A 17183-nucleotide genomic window follows, 5' to 3' on the forward strand; every position below is an offset into this window, starting at 1 on the left:
ACGATTAACAGCACTTGAGCAATCCTTGTTCCCTTAGCGCAAATAAAAAAGGTCTCCTTCTCAAGAGACCTTTAAAATAATGTATGTTTTACTTAACCTAAATAAGGTTTCAAAGCTTTGCTTCGTGATGTATGTCTCAATCTTCTGATTGCTTTTTCCTTGATCTGACGAACTCTTTCTCTGGTCAAGTTGAATTTCTCACCAATTTCCTCAAGGGTCATTGAGTGCTCACCATTCAAACCGAAGTATAAAGAAATCACATCAGCTTCTCTTTGAGTAAGTGTTGAAAGTGCTCTTTGAACCTCTCTTCTCAATGAATCATTCATCAAACCAGTATCTGGCTTTTCATCCATGTCATTTTCGAGAACGTCCAAAAGGCTGTTTTCTTCACCTTGAACAAATGGAGCATCCATTGATACGTGACGACCAGAAATCTTCATGGTGTCAACGATTTCGTTGGTAGTTACTTCCAATACTTCCGCAAGTTCATCCGGAGAAGGCTCACGTTCGAATTTTTGTTCTAACTCAGAAAAAGTTTTTGAGATTTTGTTCAATGAACCTACTCTGTTCAATGGCAACCTTACAATTCTAGATTGTTCGGCAAGTGCCTGAAGAATAGATTGACGAATCCACCAAACGGCATAAGAAATAAACTTAAAACCTCTAGTTTCATCAAATCTCTGTGCTGCTTTAATCAAACCAAGGTTACCCTCGTTAATTAAATCGCCCAAAGAAAGTCCTTGGTTCTGATATTGTTTAGCTACCGAAACCACAAACCTCAAGTTTGCTTTAGTAAGCTTCTCCAACGCCAATTGATCCCCTTCACGTATTCTTTGAGCAAGCGTTACTTCCTCATCGGGAGTCAAAAGATCTACCTTACCGATTTCCTGTAAGTATTTATCTAGAGATTGAGACTCTCTATTCGTTATCTGCTTACTAATCTTAAGCTGTCTCATTCAATTAATTGTGATTTAAAACTGTGACAAGGAACTAAACATCACGGAATCTATGAAAAGTTCCTTTATTAATAACGCCTTTATGCCGCTTTAGTTAATTAATCTTTTGCAGGTTTTGGAAGAAGTGCCTTTCTAGACAATCTATATTTCCCTGTTTTCTTATCAACCTCAACAAGTTTAACGGTAATTTCTTCTCCTACTTCCATTAAACCATCCATCTTCTCAACGCGTTCCCATTTAATTTCAGAAATATGAAGTAAACCATCTTTTCCAGGCATAAACTCAACAAACGCACCAAAAGGCATGATTGATTTCACTTTACCTTCGTAAGTTTCACCTACTTCAGGAATAGCAACAATCGCTCTAATTCTAGCCAAAGCAGCGTTCATAATTTCTTTGCTTTCGGCAAATACTGTTACAACTCCGTTGTTAGCTTCTTCTTCAATAATAACAGTCGCTCCAGTTTCTTTCTGAATTTCTTGAACCACTTTTCCTCCAGGCCCGATGATCGCACCGATTTGGTCTTTACCAATGATTACTTTCTCACTTCTAGGAACATGAGGTTTGTAATCTGCTCTTGGTTCAGTCATGGTTTTCTTCATTTCGTTAAGAATATGAAGTCTACCTTCTCTCGCTTGGTTCAAAGCTTTTTCAAGTACTTCGTAAGAAAGACCATCTACTTTAATGTCCATTTGACAAGCAGTGATTCCTTTTTCAGTACCCGTTACCTTAAAGTCCATATCTCCCAAGTGATCTTCATCACCCAAGATATCTGAAAGTATAGCATATTTTCCTGTTTCAGCATCTGAGATCATACCCATTGCAATACCTGAAACTGGACCAGAAATCTTAATACCTGTATCCATTAATGATAATGAACCAGCACAAACCGTAGCCATTGAAGACGAACCGTTTGATTCAAGGATGTCAGACACTAAACGAATAGTGTATGGATTCTTGTCAGAAGAAGGCAATACTTTTTTCAATGCACGCATTGCTAAGTTACCATGTCCTACTTCTCTTCTACCCGGACCTCTATTTGGTCTTACTTCACCAGTTGAGAAACCAGGGAAATTATAATGTAGAATAAATTTATTTGTACCGTGCATTGTAGCACCGTCAATCATTTGCTCATCAAGCTTAGTACCTAATGTACAAGAAGTCAAAGACTGAGTTTCACCTCTAGTGAACACCGCAGAACCGTGAGCAGAAGGTAAGTAATCAACTTCAGACCAAATCTGTCTGATTTCGCTGAATTCTCTGCCGTCAAGTCTTTTGCTTGAATCTAAAACAAAGTTTCTAGCAGCAGCCTTATGTATTTTTTTGAAGTATTGACCAATCAAGAATGAATCGTATTCATGATCCTCAGGAAGTGCGTCTACCCATTCTGTTTTGATGGCTTTCACATCACTACTCCTAATTGATTTATCAGCAGTTTGTTTTGAAACCGAAGCGTATAGTTTATCATACATTTCAGACTTCATTTTCTCATAAAGTGCCTCATCTTTATTCTCATGAGAATACTCACGCTTTTCAGTCTTACCAGCTTCAACAGCTAATTCGATTTGTGCTTGGCACTGAACTTTGATGGCATCATGGGCAATTTTCATTGCCTCAAGCATATCGGCTTCAGAGACTTCGCTCATTTCGCCTTCTACCATCATAATATTATTGATATCAGCCGCTACTATAATCTCAAGTTCAGATGCTTCAGCAACTTCCTTACTTGGATTTAATTTGAACTGACCTTCATGTTTTACTACTCTGATTTCTGAAATAGGTCCGTTGAAAGGAATGTCAGAAACAGATAGTGCAGCAGAAGCAGCAAGTGCAGCAAGCGAATCTGGTTGTACGTTCTTATCGTAAGAGATCATTGAGATCATTACCTGCGTATCGGCATGGTAATCATCTGGGAAAAGAGGACGAAGTGCTCTATCTACCAAACGGCAAATGAGTATTTCATGATCAGAAAGTCTACCTTCTCTTTTCAAAAATCCTCCAGGAATTTTTCCTGCAGAAGCAAATTTTTCTTGATAATCGACAGAGAGAGGAAGAAAGTCGACATTATCTTTAGCGTCTTGAGAAGACACTACTGTGGCGAGTAACATGGTGTCACCCATTCTTACTACAGCCGAACCATCGGCTTGTTTCGCTAGCTTACCCGTTTCAATCGTTATGATTTGACCATCAGGCATTTTGATGGTTTTCGTTATTACATTCAGCATAAAATATTTTTTGTGTAGTACAGCGCGGGGAGATCAAAAACAACCAGCAGTATGCGAAATAAGTAAAGAAGGGAATCCATATTGAACTCCCTTCTCTAAATTAGTTGTATTACTTACGTAAGTTCAATTCAGCAATAATTGCTCTATATCTCTCAATGTCAACTTTGACAAGATAATCCAACAAACTTCTTCTTTTACCTACTAATTTAAGTAGTCCAGTTCTTGAAGAGTGATCTTTTTTGTTACTCTTTAAGTGGTCTGTAAGATGTCCGATACGGTAGGTGAAAAGCGCGATTTGAGACTCAGGAGACCCTGTGTCTTTTTTTGCCTTTAACCGACCATGATTCTCAAACAACTCAACTTTCTTTTCGCTTGATAAATACATGCTTAGCTAAAATTTGATAATTAAAATTTAAAAACAGCCGCAAAGATAATTTATACCCGACTAGTAAACAAGCTAGGCTGTTTTTAATTGTTTCTTCTTTGTAAAGTACTTCTTTATTTTCTCTAACCACACCGCATAAAAATCGGCTTCGAACAAACGTGCATCTTTACTGGCTTGTCGTAAAAAGAAAAGACCGAATGGCAATAATAACAAATTAGCCATCCACATGGCAAATAGCGGATCAACGACTCCTTGTTTACCCCATTTATCACCCAAGGTATTTAGCGTGTAGTAGATTAAAAAGAAGATCACTGATATTATAACAGGCAATCCCAGCCCTCCTTTTTTGATAATAGCCCCAATTGGCGCCCCTATTAAAAACATCACCAAACAAGCAAAAGATCTAGAAATCTGCTGAGCTCTAGTTACTCTAAACTTATTCTGGTCTCTTTGAACAGTATCCAAGGTGCTAATATTGGCTTTAATGGTTGCGTTACTGGCTCTAGCGCTATTAAGAGCAGTTGCATACACATTCATGTTTTTTGCTCGAGTATTATAAAATGCATCAACTTCCTTAATCAATTCATCATCGGTCATCACCCTCCCTTTGGTTTCAGATTTATTCAATGCAGTTGGCGGAAGCGAAGGGGCTTTCATAAAAGCAACCTCTGGGAGTTCGTCCACTGGAATATCTCTTGAGGCTAAATTCTCTTCTTCCAAAACTTGATCTGTAAGATCTGTTTGCTCAATTTTTGATTTTTTCCTTGAAGTTCGTAGCGAGTCATAAAAGCTAAGCTCCTGTTCAATTTCGTCTGGAATCTCAACATCTCTCAGCATATGGAAAGTGAATTTTGCTCCAATTTGCCTAAAGAGTGTTTTCTTACTTCTTAAAATATCTAAACTCATTGAATCTACTCCAACCTGTAAATCTCCTCTTGTCTGCACTAGTCGGCTTCTACTAAATGCGTTCTGATCCGTTTCCCCCATATCAAAAGATGAAAGATCGAACCTTATGACACTTTTACTGAACCTGTTTCTTACAAACTGCCCACCATCAAGTTTCTGATCATATTTATCATTACTTCCTTCATCATACTTTATCCCATTATAAAGTTCCAAAGCCAAATAACGTTGATTCATAAAGGTATACATACGACCAGAATCGGCCAGAATCACCTCTTTATTACCTCTTTTACTACGATTAGTATGATCGTATATTATGATGTCGAGAAGTCGTTCATCATCAATTTTCTTATTCACTTTAATGCTATAACCAGGGATTCCTGTATAAAAAACACCTTCTCTTATATCCAGCGCTGGTTTTTTTGACCTCATATCCCAAAGCAAGCTGTAAGTCTTGAGGTTGGTTTTAGGTACCAACTCAGTATTGAAGTAATATGTAAAGCCCGTGAGAAAAAGTACAAAAACAAAAATTGGGGTTAAAGATCGAACTAATGAAATGCCAGCACTTTTGACCGCGGTGAGCTCTGAGTGTTCTCCCAAATTACCAAAAGTCATAATTGCGCTGAGAAGAACAGCTAAAGGAAAAGCATCAGGTGAAGCGGATATTGAAAAATAGGTAATCAGTTCGGCAAAGACAGAGAACTCTAACCCCTTGCCCATAATTTTATCAAAATACTTGAGCAAAGTAACTAAAAGCAGTATAAAATCTACAACGATTAGGGTAAGTAAAAATGGCCCAATGAATGAGCCAAACACCAATTTATCAATCTTCTTCATTCCACACAATCTCAGGCCTTGTTCACAAAGATCATGCCTTGCAGCACTAAAAACAAATATAGAAACAATCCTAGTGGATTAACCACCGATAATCTCTTTCAAGTTGTGGACGGTGTTCTCCCAAAGGTCTTGTTGCTCTTCTGGATCGTCAAGATCGGAATAGTCGGTTATTTGTATAAATACGGACTGGGTCAACTCCCCTATCATTAATCTTATTTCGATATAGGAAGGATCTTCTTTGTCTTCTTCTGTTTCTGGAACAAATTCGAATTTCACAAAATGGTTCGTTTTTTGAGAAGCCTTGGTAGCTTTGTGTTCCTCACCATCCCATAGAAAGCTGTAGACTTTATCTTCATTGATGTTTACATCTTCAGCAAACCATTGCGCCAACCCACTTGCAGTACTCAAATACGGGAAAAGTATTTTTTGAGATGCATTCACTTCGAACTCTGTAACAAACTTATTCTTTGACATATTGAAAAACTTATTTCGATAATATAGAACTAATATGGGAATACCACAAACTAAAAAGTCTACAAAGGAAATTAAGCTGGTTGAGTATTAATTGAGCTTACTTTTAGGTCGATAAAATACTTGTTTTCAAGGGCTCAAAAACCTTTGAATAAAGTTGTGCAAAATTCTTCAATTCCTATTGCATTTTCTTTACTCTAATTCGTATGTTTGCACTCCAATTTTGAAGGCGAGGTAGCTCAGTTGGTTAGAGCGCAGGATTCATAACCCTGAGGTCACGGGTTCAACTCCCGTCCTCGCTACAAAAAAGCCCAGTTCATTAATGAGCTGGGCTTTATTTTTGCCTACGCTTCACAAAAGTCATGAGATCAAATTCTTACGAAAAAATGGGCAATAAAAAACCCTAGCCTAGGCTAGGGTCTTCCACTCTATATATATTCTTATGGAGTTTTCTTACTTCACTTTATCCACAACCGCCTTAAACGCTTCTGGGTGATTCATAGCCAAATCGGCTAAAACCTTACGGTTAAGTTCAATGCCTGACTTACCCATAGCTCCCATAAACTGAGAGTATGACATCCCGTGCAATCTTGCACCCGCATTGATCCTTTGAATCCAAAGTTTTCTGAACTCTCTTTTCTTTGCTTTTCTATCTCTGTAGGCGAACTGAAGACCTTTTTCAATTTGGTTCTTCGCTACTGTCCATACATTCTTTTTTCTACCAAAATAGCCCTTGGCCATTTTGAGTATTCTCTTCCTTTTTGCTCTTGACGCTACCGCGTTTACTGATCTTGGCATAGTTTTAATTTTTTTGATCTTTGGCGCCTCATTTTACTGAGTTCTTAAAACCAAATATCTGGTGAAACAATAACCTTTAATGGGTCCTTAAATGTTGAGCATTGCTTTAACGTTATTCTCATCCGACTTGTGAACAAGTCCCGTACCGGTAAGATTACGTTTCTGCTTCGTTTCTTTCTTGGTTAGGATATGGCTTTTGAAAGCATGCTTTCTTTTGATCTTGCCTGTTCCTGTCAATTTGAAACGCTTTTTAGCTCCTGATTTAGTTTTTGCTTTAGGCATTTTAAATTTATTTAATAAATATTGGTTCTACTTTTTGATTGCCTTTGGAGTAAGGTAAAGAAACATTCTTTTCCCTTCCAACTTGGGCATTTGCTCCACCTTTGCATATTCTTCTAAGGCTTGGGCAAATCTCAATAATAAAATTTCTCCTCTTTCCTTATATACAATAGTTCTTCCTCTAAAGTGAACATAGGCTTTCACCTTTGAACCGTCTTTTAGAAACCCTATAGCATGGTTGAGCTTAAAGTTAAAATCATGATCATCCGTATTCGGACCGAATCTAATTTCTTTAATCACAGTTTTCGAAGCTTTGGCCTTTATTTCCTTTTGCTTCTTCTTCTGATCATACTTAAACTTAGAGTAGTCAACAATCTTACAAACAGGCGGATCTGCCTTGGGAGAAATCTCTACCAGATCAAGTCCTTGATCCCTAGCCAATTGAAGCGCTTTATCTATATCATAGACGTCTACTTCAACGTTCTCGCCAACGACCCGCACCTTAGATGCAAGAATCTTAAGATTGACTTTGTATGGCTCTTCTACCCTGCCTCTCGGGGGGTATTTTCTCCTCATTTTTGCGATGTTAACCTCCTTCTTTTGTTAAAATGACTGCAAATATCGGTATAATTTTCTAATTATCAATACTCCGATATCAAGCAGATAAAATTATTGAATATTTAGGGACTTGGCTTTCTCTTTAGCAAAATAATCAACAAATGATTCTATGCTCATAGTGCCTACATCTCCTTGGCCGTGTCTTCTTACAGCCACTTCATTATTATCTCTTTCCTTTTCGCCAACAATAAGCATCAAAGGTATCTTTTTCACTTCAGCATCACGGATTTTTCTTCCAATCTTTTCATCTCGGTGATCTACAAAACCAGTGATGTCTTCTGACTGAAGCATTTTATAAAGTTCTTGTGCGTAATCAGCGTATTTTTCAGAGATTGGGAGAATTGCTACCTGATCTGGCGTTAACCAAAGCGGGAACTCTCCTGCACAATGCTCAATCAATACCGCTACAAACCTTTCTAAAGAACCAAAAGGCGCTCTGTGAATCATCACTGGCCTATGTTTTTGGTTGTCAGAGCCTGTATACTCTAGCTCGAAACGCTCAGGAAGGTTATAATCTACTTGAATTGTTCCCAACTGCCACTTTCTACCCAAAGCATCTTTCACCATGAAATCAAGCTTAGGGCCATAAAATGCAGCTTCACCTAATTCAGTTACAGTAACTAAGTTTTTCTCTGCTGCCGCTTCAATAATGGCCGACTCTGCTTTGTGCCAAGCTTCATCAGTTCCAATATATTTCTCTTTTTTCTCAGGGTCTCTTAATGAAATTTGAGCCGTAAAGTTCTCAAAACCGAGTGATTCGAAAACATAAAGCACCAAATCAATTACCTTAATAAACTCTTCTTTTACCTGATCTTCGGTACAGAAAATATGAGCATCGTCTTGCGTAAATCCTCTTACACGGGTCAAACCATGCAGCTCGCCACTTTGTTCATAACGATAGACTGTTCCGAATTCGGCCAAGCGTACTGGAAGATCTTTGTATGAGCGTGGTTTTGATTTATATATCTCACAATGATGAGGGCAGTTCATTGGTTTTAACAAGAACTCCTCTCCTTCATTAGGCGTTTTTATGGCTTGGAATGAATCCGCTCCATATTTCTCATAGTGACCAGAAGTCACATATAGATTTTTATGACCAATATGTGGTGTAATCACAGGATCGTAGCCTGCTTTTACTTGTGCCTTACGCATAAAGGTTTCTAACCTTTCGCGAAGCTTAGCGCCTTTTGGCAACCAAAGTGGCAGCCCCATCCCTACTTTTTGTGAAAAAGTAAATAGCTCCAATTCCTGACCAAGCTTTCTGTGATCACGTTTTTTTGCCTCCTCCAACATATGAAGGTATTCCGTTAATTCCTTTTGCTTTGGAAAGGTAATTCCATAAAGACGAGTAAGTTGTTTATTCTTCTCATCACCTCTCCAATAAGCTCCGGCAATGCTCAATACTTTGGCTGCCTTGATAAAACCGGTGTTTGGGATATGTGGCCCACGACATAAATCAGTAAAATTTCCTTGCTGATAAAATGTAATAGAACCGTCTTCTAAACCTTCTAAAAGGTCTAGTTTATATTCATCATCCTTCTCTTTAAAGTAAGCAATGGCATCTGCCTTACTCACTTCAGATCTTTTATATTCGTTCTTTTGACGGGCCAATTCTAACATTTTGGCCTCAATTTTTTCTAAATGAGAGTGATCGAACTCCTGGCCTTCACCAAAATCTACATCATAATAAAAACCATGTTCAATTGATGGCCCTATTCCGAACTTAGTACCTGGATAGAGTGTCTCAAGCGCCTCTGCCATTAAGTGGGCTGATGAGTGCCAGAAAGTGGCCTTTCCTTCATCATTCGTCCATGTCAATAGCTTTAGATCTGCATCCGCTTCTATAGGTCTATTAGCGTCTCTTACTTCGCCATTTACTTCGGCCGCCAATACATTTCTGGCTAGGCCTTCACTAATGCTAAGTGCAACGTCCATTGCTGAACTTCCTTTTGCAAATTCTTTTACTGTTCCGTCTGGAAGGGTGATTTTTATACTTTCTGCACTCATAATTTATTTCACCAAATGCTACAAACCATTTGGATTTGATTCATGATTCTTTCGAATCGCAAATATGCAATATTATTTAGGTTAATCCTTTGCGGAAAGCGGCAAATCTTAATGAATTCTCAGTGTAACAGCATGAAAGCTGTGGTTTAAAGCGAAAGGTTAAAACTCACCTTTACTTGCCTTTTCTTTATATCAGGGTTATTTAGGTAAGTAAGTCGTTGAAAAAAGTCAACTCTAAAGAATTTAAAGATATTCTCTACTCCAACCCCTACCTCTGAATATGGTTTATTGGGGTCTAGGCTCAAGAAATCCACCGTAGGTTGTGCTGCTAAAGTACTTTCACTGATGTCTCCATAAAGTACATTACCACTGGCTACTAGTCTCCATTTCAGTTTTTTCAAGAGCGGGATTCTATTCAGAATAAAACCTTCAAAAAAGTGTTGATAGCGCACCGATACATATTGCTGACTCACAAACTCATAAAAATTCATGGTGTTGAAAGCAAAGCTGGCATAAACAGGCTGTTCGTTGCCAATATGAGCTGTTAACAAAGGGTAAGGTACATCGTCAAAAACACGGCTGGCCGTAATCTGATAATGTGAAATCCCCCAAAAACCCATTTTCAATCGTTGAGATATTCCAACATCAAGTTTGTTATAATCGAAATCCCCCCCTAAAGGGCCTTTAAAACCATGGGTATATCCCAAAATGAAGGTTGGCCAACGTAAGGTTCCCAGACTGATTCTGCTGTTATCGTTAATAATAAAGGTTTCGTCTTTCGCATACTTCAACTTCAATGTAGCTTCGGTTGTTGTGAATTCGGTACCCGTTGGGGAGTTGATATCACTAGGTTCGGTGTAATAACTAAAACCGTCATATAATGGCGTGAAGTCTTGATTCTTTAACCTTAAGCTAAAAGAGAAAGGTTTTGACAATTGACTGGTCAGATCCACCTGAAAGGTTTCGTAGGCAAAAGGGCGGATAAGGTTCCCCAATTGACTCAGGGCCACAAAGGCATTTGCATTGTCAAAGTCAGTAATCCCATCAGATTGCAAACCCAATTGATCAATATCATTTCTATAGTTGGCCGAAATTGTTGTCCATTTCTTTCTTGAAATAAAATGGGTAGCTCCTAAGCCATATTTGAAGTTTCTGTCTTTAAAACCATAGGCCAAATAGCCATTAAATTGCCATTTTAGACTAAAGTGCTCATTGGTTCTCCCCCCAATTCGGGTTCTGAATCCTTCAACATCGTTTGCAGAAATCAGTACTGGCCAAGGCCCTAAATCCAACTGACCAACTTCTACATAGCCTCTAGCAAATGTTTTGAGTAATTCTGTCCATGTTTTGACTATTGGAATTTCCTTCAAAGAGTCAATCATTGCTATTACATTAATCTCCGTTGTTGTGAGTGAGTCGTGCCGATTTTCAACCCAAAATTGATCATCGTAGATCTGAGCATCCTCTTCCAGTTCAATCGTTCGTTCAAAGAACTTATTGGGTTTAGGTTCTGTCAGTGCAAGGTTTTGATTCGAAGAGTAGAACTTGGCTAAAAAGCCAGCAGATTTCTTTGTGATTTCTGAGACATCAATCAAAATTCTTGATTTTACAGGAAGCCATGCACCACCTTCCATGCGCTCAAGTTCTTGCTGTATCTTGATTTTTTCTATAAAGTTGAGGTTCGCTGTAGGTTGCATTGTTGCATCCATTCGTTTCACACCAAAATCTTCCTTGGCAATCCACATGGTTCCAATAAATGCCAATTCTTGATTGTTTTTTGGCTTGAAATCAAGCACATAGCAAAACTCTCCATCTATACTCACACTATCGGTAAGGTCATAGTCGTAGATCAAACGCCAGCCATCTCCTATGGGTGAGGCAAACTCTTTTTCTACAATGTTCATCCTGTTTTGGTAGAAATTGTACTCTTGAAACGAAGAACCAATTACTTGAGAAATAAGAGACCCATCTTCAATTCCAATTCCGGTGATTTTGGTTTTAATGATTTGCTCTTTCTGAAGCCTAGGGTTAGACCTGAAATAAAATTTTGAAAGCGACTCTGAAATAAAAAGTGGAAGAATAGGCTTACCGTCTTCTCCTGCTATTATATCAATACTGTCCAGTACTGATGTCACTTTTTGCATGTACTTCTTCTTTCGGAACTCTTCGGTAATATTATCTATATCAATCTCTATCTTATTATAAGAATCGTATTCATAAGCATCAAGCCTTCGTTTGTCGTTCTTATTTTTGTTATCAATCACACTTCGCATAATTGCAAAAGCTGGGTTTTCTGCCCTGTCGGATAACACCACGAAATCAGCCAAACTAGTAGCCTTAGGCTGCAACTGAACATTGATTACTTGCGTAATTCCCTTCTCGTAGAATTTCCTTCGGGTTTCGTACCCCACATAGGAAAAAAGCACCGTATCTGATTCCGCTTGTCCTTTGAGCTCATAATTACCATCAAAGTCGGTAGCTATCCCCACCTGACTTCCTTGAATTACCACAGTAGCAAATGGTACTGGATCGCCAGATTCGGCATCGGTTACTTTACCTCTAATGATGGTTTGTTGCGCAAACACCAGGCTTGTTGTAAACCAGAGTAGCAGTGTAAAAATGTGTTTTGATTTCAAACTCTTGTTTTCTGAGGTTATGAGGTTATGAGTGCTAAACGTTGGTTATCTTAAAAAGTATACTGACTTATTCATATTCCGTTGTCAACCATTATTATTGATAGAATGTTCCTTCAAATAACTTTTAATATGAAGGTCAGATCTTTTCACTATTCGCTGATACCATTCAAATTTTAGATCGTCTTTTTCCTGTTCTGTCAATTGCCATTCAACATCACTTTGACGAAGTCTTCTCACTAAATCTTGTAAAACCATAGCCGCGCTTACCGACATGTTAAATGACTCTGTAAAGCCGTACATAGGGATATGAACCAATTCGTCCACTTCATTTTTAGTGTTGTCAGAAATTCCTTCTAATTCAGTCCCAAAAACGATGGCCGTTTTTTCAGTAATGTCTAACTCATGTATAGATGTAGAATTCTGGTCTGGGGTTGTACCGACTAATCGATATTTTTTTTCTCTTAAATCATTCAGGCAGTTCGAGCTACTTTGTTCTCCCCTATCGTATTTGTGTAATGTAACCCAATTGGATGCTCCACGAACAATATTTGGATTAATGTGGTAGTCGTGAAGTTTCTGGCTGATGTGTAAATCTTGCACACCAAAGCAATCGCAGGTTCTAAGCACTGCACTGGCATTATGAGAATGATATACATCTTCTAACACCACTGTTAAATGCCTCGTTCGTTCCGAAAGCACCTTATTGATAAGGTTAACCTTATTGTCGGTAACAAACTCTTCAAGAATTTTTATAAGTTCTGCCTGCAAAGCGCTTATTGAATTAGGACGCAAAAGTAATGAAAAACAAAAGCTACCAGCGTTTTACTGATAGCTTTTAATTCGAACAAACAATATCCTTCAACCTTTGGCCTTATTTAATATGGCCTCATGTAAGAAACAGTTATTCAATACATTACCCTTATTCTTTAGAATAAATCTATGGTTTCTCCAACATTAAAAGTAAGTTTAACTTACTTTTAAAAGCTTTCACAATTTTCTTCTTCAAAATATGAGTCCAATGGAGCATTGGTTTTTAATTAAAACAGGGCAGCACAAGAAGTAAATATTATGCTTAAAAATTACTATCAAATTTTAGGTCTGAATTTTTCTGCTAGTGAAAAAGAAATAAAACAAGCCTATCGGGCTTATGCATTAAAGTTTCATCCTGACAAGCAAAATGGAGATAAATTCTTTGAGGAAAGATTCAAGGAAATTAAAGAAGCTTATGATGTTCTTGGTAATATCAGAACAAGAAGTAGCTATGATATACAACTGAAGAATAGTAACTCCTTTTCTCATACATCCTCGAACTCTTTAAAAGAGCAAGAACTAAGAGAAAGGGAAGAGAGAATTAGTAAAAAAGAAGCTGACCTAAACATTGAGGTTGTTGAAAAACAAAAGACTGAAAGGCTAAAGAACGAACAGTCACTTTCAAAAACAATCTATTTTAAAAATGAATACTTGCAGGTAAACGGTCTTTACATTCTTGTAAATGATGAATCAAGAATAAATCTAGTCGATTATGATTTAGTACAATGCTTTAAGAAGCCAGAAATAAAGAAAATCAGACATAAAGTATTCCACTTTATATCCTGGTCAATCCCATCTTTAATAACTGTATTATTATTGCTCTCTGGCCAAGTATTACTAGCTATTCTTTCGCTCTTAGGTCTCCACTTTATATTCAAAACTATAGCCCAGTTAATGAATAAAATATCAATGAAAGGAGAATACATAATTAAGATTTCAGGCACAAACGCTATTCATGATCTACACATTAACGGAAACATCTTTACAGCAAGGAAAATCGTAAAATCTATAAAATCAGCTATGGAAGACTTCGTACGTAACCTTTGAACTAGAACTAATTTCTTAATCCCATTAAAAAGAATTTACAATCACCTTCTAAAATAAATCTATGGTTTCTCCAACATTAAAACCGCCACCTTCTTTTCCTTTAGGTTTATCCTCCTTGGCCTCTTCGGGTTTTGGAGGTGTTGGTTTTGGCGTTTCAGCTTTTACCTCTTTTTGTTCTTCTGACTTTGATACGGTGGTGCCTTCATCGGAACTCTCTATTGGCGCTTTAACTTCTGACTTATCGGGTTTCGACTTATCCTTACTATTGAGCAAATTCACCTTTTTCACAGAATGCTGAGAAATTTTATTTCCCATGGCCTTCCAGCCTTTCACATCGATGACCATGTCCAGATCGACCGTCATGGTTTGACGCTCCTTAGATCCTTTGGTTGTGTAGGTCACCTCTACCTGCGGTTGAGGCACAGTGGTCACCAACATGAGTTTCGCTCCTTTGTCTTCACTAATAAAACCAAACTTCTTGTCCATGGTGCTGGTCTCAATCTGAAACCTTTTTACCAATGAGTACTGTGCATCTGGATCATAATGTATGGCGGAAATGATGCCTTTTGGATCAAACTTCTCAATCAGCATTATTTTACCCGCTTCGTAACGATTGGTCAACTCAAAAGAGCTCAATTCATATTCACCAGAATCGTAAATCACCAAGATTTTATCCTCGCTTTGGAAGTTACCTAAGTATTCCCCGCGCTCATCACGGTTAATCCTTCCAATTGAATCATCATACCAAATATCTACACCACCCAAAGTGGATTTACCTTCCATTTTGAGCTGAATTTTGCGCACAGGATATCGAGTAGCAATATTTCCTCCAGCGCCCCTTCCTTTGATCTCTACTTCCGCAAAATCGAAGTCGAATACTTTTACCCTGGCTTTGCAGCCTGATGTTAAATAAATGGTTACCAGTTCAGCTTCCCCATTTGGATTGGCGGTGAAGTACATCATTTTAGACCCCCGCTCACCTTTGGTTAGGTCATATTCCTTGTCGCGGGTTACACCCAAAACCTGAAAACGCTTGACCATACTGCGACCCGTTTTTCCATCCAAGTAAATCATATTGTACACCATGCGCTCGTCATTCTTATTGAAGACGCCCACATGGAGAATATCTTTACCTACGAAAATCTTATCTGAGATCCGAACCACTTGGAATTTCCCATCCTTGCGGAACACGATTACATCATCAATGTCTGAACAATCGCATACGAACTCATCCTTTTTCATACCGTAACCAATAAATCCTTCGTCACGGTTTACATAGAGTTTGGCATTGTTAGCGGCTACAACAGTGGCCGCAATACTCTCAAAAGACTTAATTTCTGTTTTACGTTCTCTTCCTTTTCCAAATCTTTCAAGTAATTTTTCGTGATAAGAAATGGCATATTCTACTAGGTTGGCCAAATTATGCTCTACCTCAGCCAGTTCATCTTGAAGACGTTTCATCAATTCATCAGCCTTGAAAGCATCGAATCGAGAAATCCTCTTGATCTTAATTTCAGTTAATCTTACAATGTCTTCTTCGGTAATCTCACGATAAAATTGTGGCTTGAATGGATCTAAACCTCTATCAATTGTAGCAATTACATCCTCCCAAGTTTCGCATTCTTCTATATCTCGATAAATTCTATTTTCGATAAAAATCTTTTCTAAAGAAGAGAAAAGAAGCTTTTCGAGCAATTCACTCTTCCTAATTTCAAGTTCCCGCTTCAGTAAGTCGACTGTTTGATTCGTACAGGTTTGAAGTACTTGGGTGACCCCAATAAAATGAGGCTTGTCTTGAATAATTACACAGCAATTGGGCGAAATACTGACTTCGCAATCCGTAAATGCATAAAGTGCGTCAATCGTAATATTTGGCGACTGACCCGGTGCCAATTCGATGTAAATCTCTACATCTTCAGCAGTGTTATCCACCACCTTTTTGATCTTGATTTTCCCTTTATCGTTGGCCTTGATAATGGAATCAATCACACTGGTCGTGGTGGTTCCAAAAGGAATATCCTTAATGATCAGGCTCTTCTTATCTTCTTCGTGAATTTTGGCCCTGACCTTAATTCTTCCACCCCTTAAGCCGTCATTGTACTCTGAAAAATCGGCCATCCCACCGGTAGGGAAATCTGGGTACAGCTTTACACTTTTACCTTGCAATACCTTAATAGTGGCTTGAATCAGCTCGATAAAGTTGTGCGGAAGGATTTTTGTTGAAAGGCCTACTGCGATTCCTTCTACCCCTTGGGCAAGTAGCATTGGGAATTTAACTGGCAATGTAACCGGCTCCTTTTTACGGCCATCATAGGATAGTTGCCAGTTGGTGGTTTGCGGGTTGAAGACTACCTCTAAAGCAAATTTCGAAAGCCTAGCTTCGATATACCTGGCCGCGGCTGCACTATCGCCTGTACGGATATCGCCCCAGTTTCCTTGGGTTTCAATGAGTAAATCTTTTTGACCAATGTTTACAATGGCATCACCAATGGAAGCATCGCCATGCGGGTGATATTGCATGGTTTGTCCGATTACATTGGCCACTTTATTGAAACGGCCATCGTCCATTTCCTTCATCGCATGGAGAATCCTGCGTTGCACAGGCTTATAACCATCCTCGATAGCCGGAACAGCTCTTTCTAAAATTACATACGAAGCATAATCGAGAAACCAGTCTTCGTACATGCCAGAAACTGGCCTTACTTCTTGTAGCCCTCTATCCTCTCCGTTGTTCAATTCTTCAGTATCCTCAGTCATATTCATCTTTGATCAGAATTATACAGAATCTGAGAACTCTCAAGATTCATAGCTACCCAAAAGCTATTTCTGATCTTGGTATTTTGGGTTAAACAATAATTTGTATTCAAGGCTCTTACCGCCAAAGTTTATCAGTAGGCCTTTCGGGAAATCATAGGCCACAGTGTAATTCTTGGCTTGCGCCAAATGAGCATCTTCTAGTCGAACCAAGGCCTTCAATTCAACCACCACGCTATCTTCAACAATAAAGTCTGCTCTTCGAAGCCCCACTTCAATTCCATCGTAAAAAACCACCTGCTCCTGCTCTCTTTTATAGCCAATACCTGCCCTTTCCAATTCAATGGCCAAACATCGTTGATAAATGACTTCTTGAAAGCCAGGACCTAAAGTATTATGAACCTTCATAGCGCAACCGATAACTGCATATGTAAGCTCATCCTTCTCCATTCGGCCA

The 17183-nt window shown here is 38.5% G+C and carries 14 protein-coding genes and 1 tRNA gene; 2 read left to right on the forward strand and 13 right to left on the reverse strand.

The window, feature by feature from the left end; genetic code table 11:
* Positions 1-92: 92 nt before the first annotated feature.
* The 5 genes from VOI17_RS06150 to VOI17_RS06170 all read right to left on the reverse strand — a co-directional run bounded on the left by VOI17_RS06150 (position 93) and on the right by VOI17_RS06170 (position 5780).
* Positions 93-956, reverse strand: coding sequence for a sigma-70 family RNA polymerase sigma factor (locus VOI17_RS06150; protein WP_053224442.1), 864 nt, complete (start codon positions 954-956; stop codon positions 93-95).
* A gap of 98 nt (positions 957-1054) precedes the next feature.
* A complete protein-coding gene (gene pnp / locus VOI17_RS06155) occupies positions 1055-3181 on the reverse strand; it encodes a polyribonucleotide nucleotidyltransferase (protein WP_323756367.1) in 2127 nt (708 codons plus the stop codon).
* Positions 3182-3290: 109 nt separating this feature from the next.
* Positions 3291-3566 (reverse strand): 30S ribosomal protein S15, encoded by a 276-nt coding sequence (gene rpsO / locus VOI17_RS06160; RefSeq protein ID WP_323756368.1) that lies wholly within the window; start codon positions 3564-3566, stop codon positions 3291-3293.
* Positions 3567-3638: 72 nt separating this feature from the next.
* Complete coding sequence (locus VOI17_RS06165; protein ID WP_323756369.1) at positions 3639-5306, reverse strand: LptF/LptG family permease; 1668 nt, start codon at positions 5304-5306, stop codon at positions 3639-3641.
* Positions 5307-5384: 78 nt separating this feature from the next.
* Complete coding sequence (locus VOI17_RS06170; protein ID WP_323756370.1) at positions 5385-5780, reverse strand: START-like domain-containing protein; 396 nt, start codon at positions 5778-5780, stop codon at positions 5385-5387.
* A 225-nt stretch (positions 5781-6005) separates the two neighbouring features.
* On the opposite strand from VOI17_RS06170, the gene VOI17_RS06175 reads away from it, so the two are divergent.
* Positions 6006-6079, forward strand: a tRNA-Met gene (locus tag VOI17_RS06175).
* A 151-nt stretch (positions 6080-6230) separates the two neighbouring features.
* Here the strand turns inward: VOI17_RS06175 and rplT are convergent.
* The 6 genes from rplT to VOI17_RS06205 form a co-directional block, all read right to left on the reverse strand.
* Positions 6231-6575, reverse strand: coding sequence for a 50S ribosomal protein L20 (gene rplT / locus VOI17_RS06180; protein WP_068413375.1), 345 nt, complete (start codon positions 6573-6575; stop codon positions 6231-6233).
* Positions 6576-6662: 87 nt separating this feature from the next.
* The gene (gene rpmI / locus VOI17_RS06185) at positions 6663-6857 is read right to left on the reverse strand and encodes a 50S ribosomal protein L35 (protein ID WP_323756371.1); all 195 of its coding nucleotides are present in this window, start codon (positions 6855-6857) and stop codon (positions 6663-6665) included.
* A 27-nt stretch (positions 6858-6884) separates the two neighbouring features.
* On the reverse strand, positions 6885-7430 hold the full coding sequence (gene infC / locus VOI17_RS06190) for a translation initiation factor IF-3 (RefSeq protein WP_323756372.1): 546 nt from the start codon (positions 7428-7430) through the stop codon (positions 6885-6887).
* Positions 7431-7523: 93 nt separating this feature from the next.
* Positions 7524-9479: a threonine--tRNA ligase gene (gene thrS / locus VOI17_RS06195; protein ID WP_323756373.1), complete on the reverse strand. Its 1956-nt coding sequence runs from the start codon at positions 9477-9479 to the stop codon at positions 7524-7526.
* 146 nt (positions 9480-9625) lie between these two features.
* On the reverse strand, positions 9626-12115 hold the full coding sequence (locus VOI17_RS06200) for a DUF5686 and carboxypeptidase-like regulatory domain-containing protein (protein ID WP_323756374.1): 2490 nt from the start codon (positions 12113-12115) through the stop codon (positions 9626-9628).
* Between the two features lie 84 nt (positions 12116-12199).
* Positions 12200-12883, reverse strand: coding sequence for an RNA methyltransferase (locus VOI17_RS06205; RefSeq protein ID WP_323756375.1), 684 nt, complete (start codon positions 12881-12883; stop codon positions 12200-12202).
* 300 nt (positions 12884-13183) lie between these two features.
* On the opposite strand from VOI17_RS06205, the gene VOI17_RS06210 reads away from it, so the two are divergent.
* Complete coding sequence (locus VOI17_RS06210; RefSeq protein ID WP_323756376.1) at positions 13184-13972, forward strand: J domain-containing protein; 789 nt, start codon at positions 13184-13186, stop codon at positions 13970-13972.
* A 48-nt stretch (positions 13973-14020) separates the two neighbouring features.
* Here VOI17_RS06210 and VOI17_RS06215 read toward each other — a convergent pair whose 3' ends face one another.
* Together VOI17_RS06215 and VOI17_RS06220 are read right to left on the reverse strand one after the other, a co-directional pair.
* On the reverse strand, positions 14021-16729 hold the full coding sequence (locus VOI17_RS06215; RefSeq protein ID WP_323756377.1) for a DNA gyrase/topoisomerase IV subunit A: 2709 nt from the start codon (positions 16727-16729) through the stop codon (positions 14021-14023).
* Between the two features lie 63 nt (positions 16730-16792).
* On the reverse strand, positions 16793-17176 hold the full coding sequence (locus tag VOI17_RS06220; RefSeq protein WP_323756378.1) for a GxxExxY protein: 384 nt from the start codon (positions 17174-17176) through the stop codon (positions 16793-16795).
* Positions 17177-17183: the final 7 nt, after the last annotated feature.

The organism is Roseivirga sp., assembly GCF_034669765.1.
In the GTDB taxonomy this organism is placed as follows: Bacteria; Bacteroidota; Bacteroidia; order Cytophagales; family Cyclobacteriaceae; genus Roseivirga.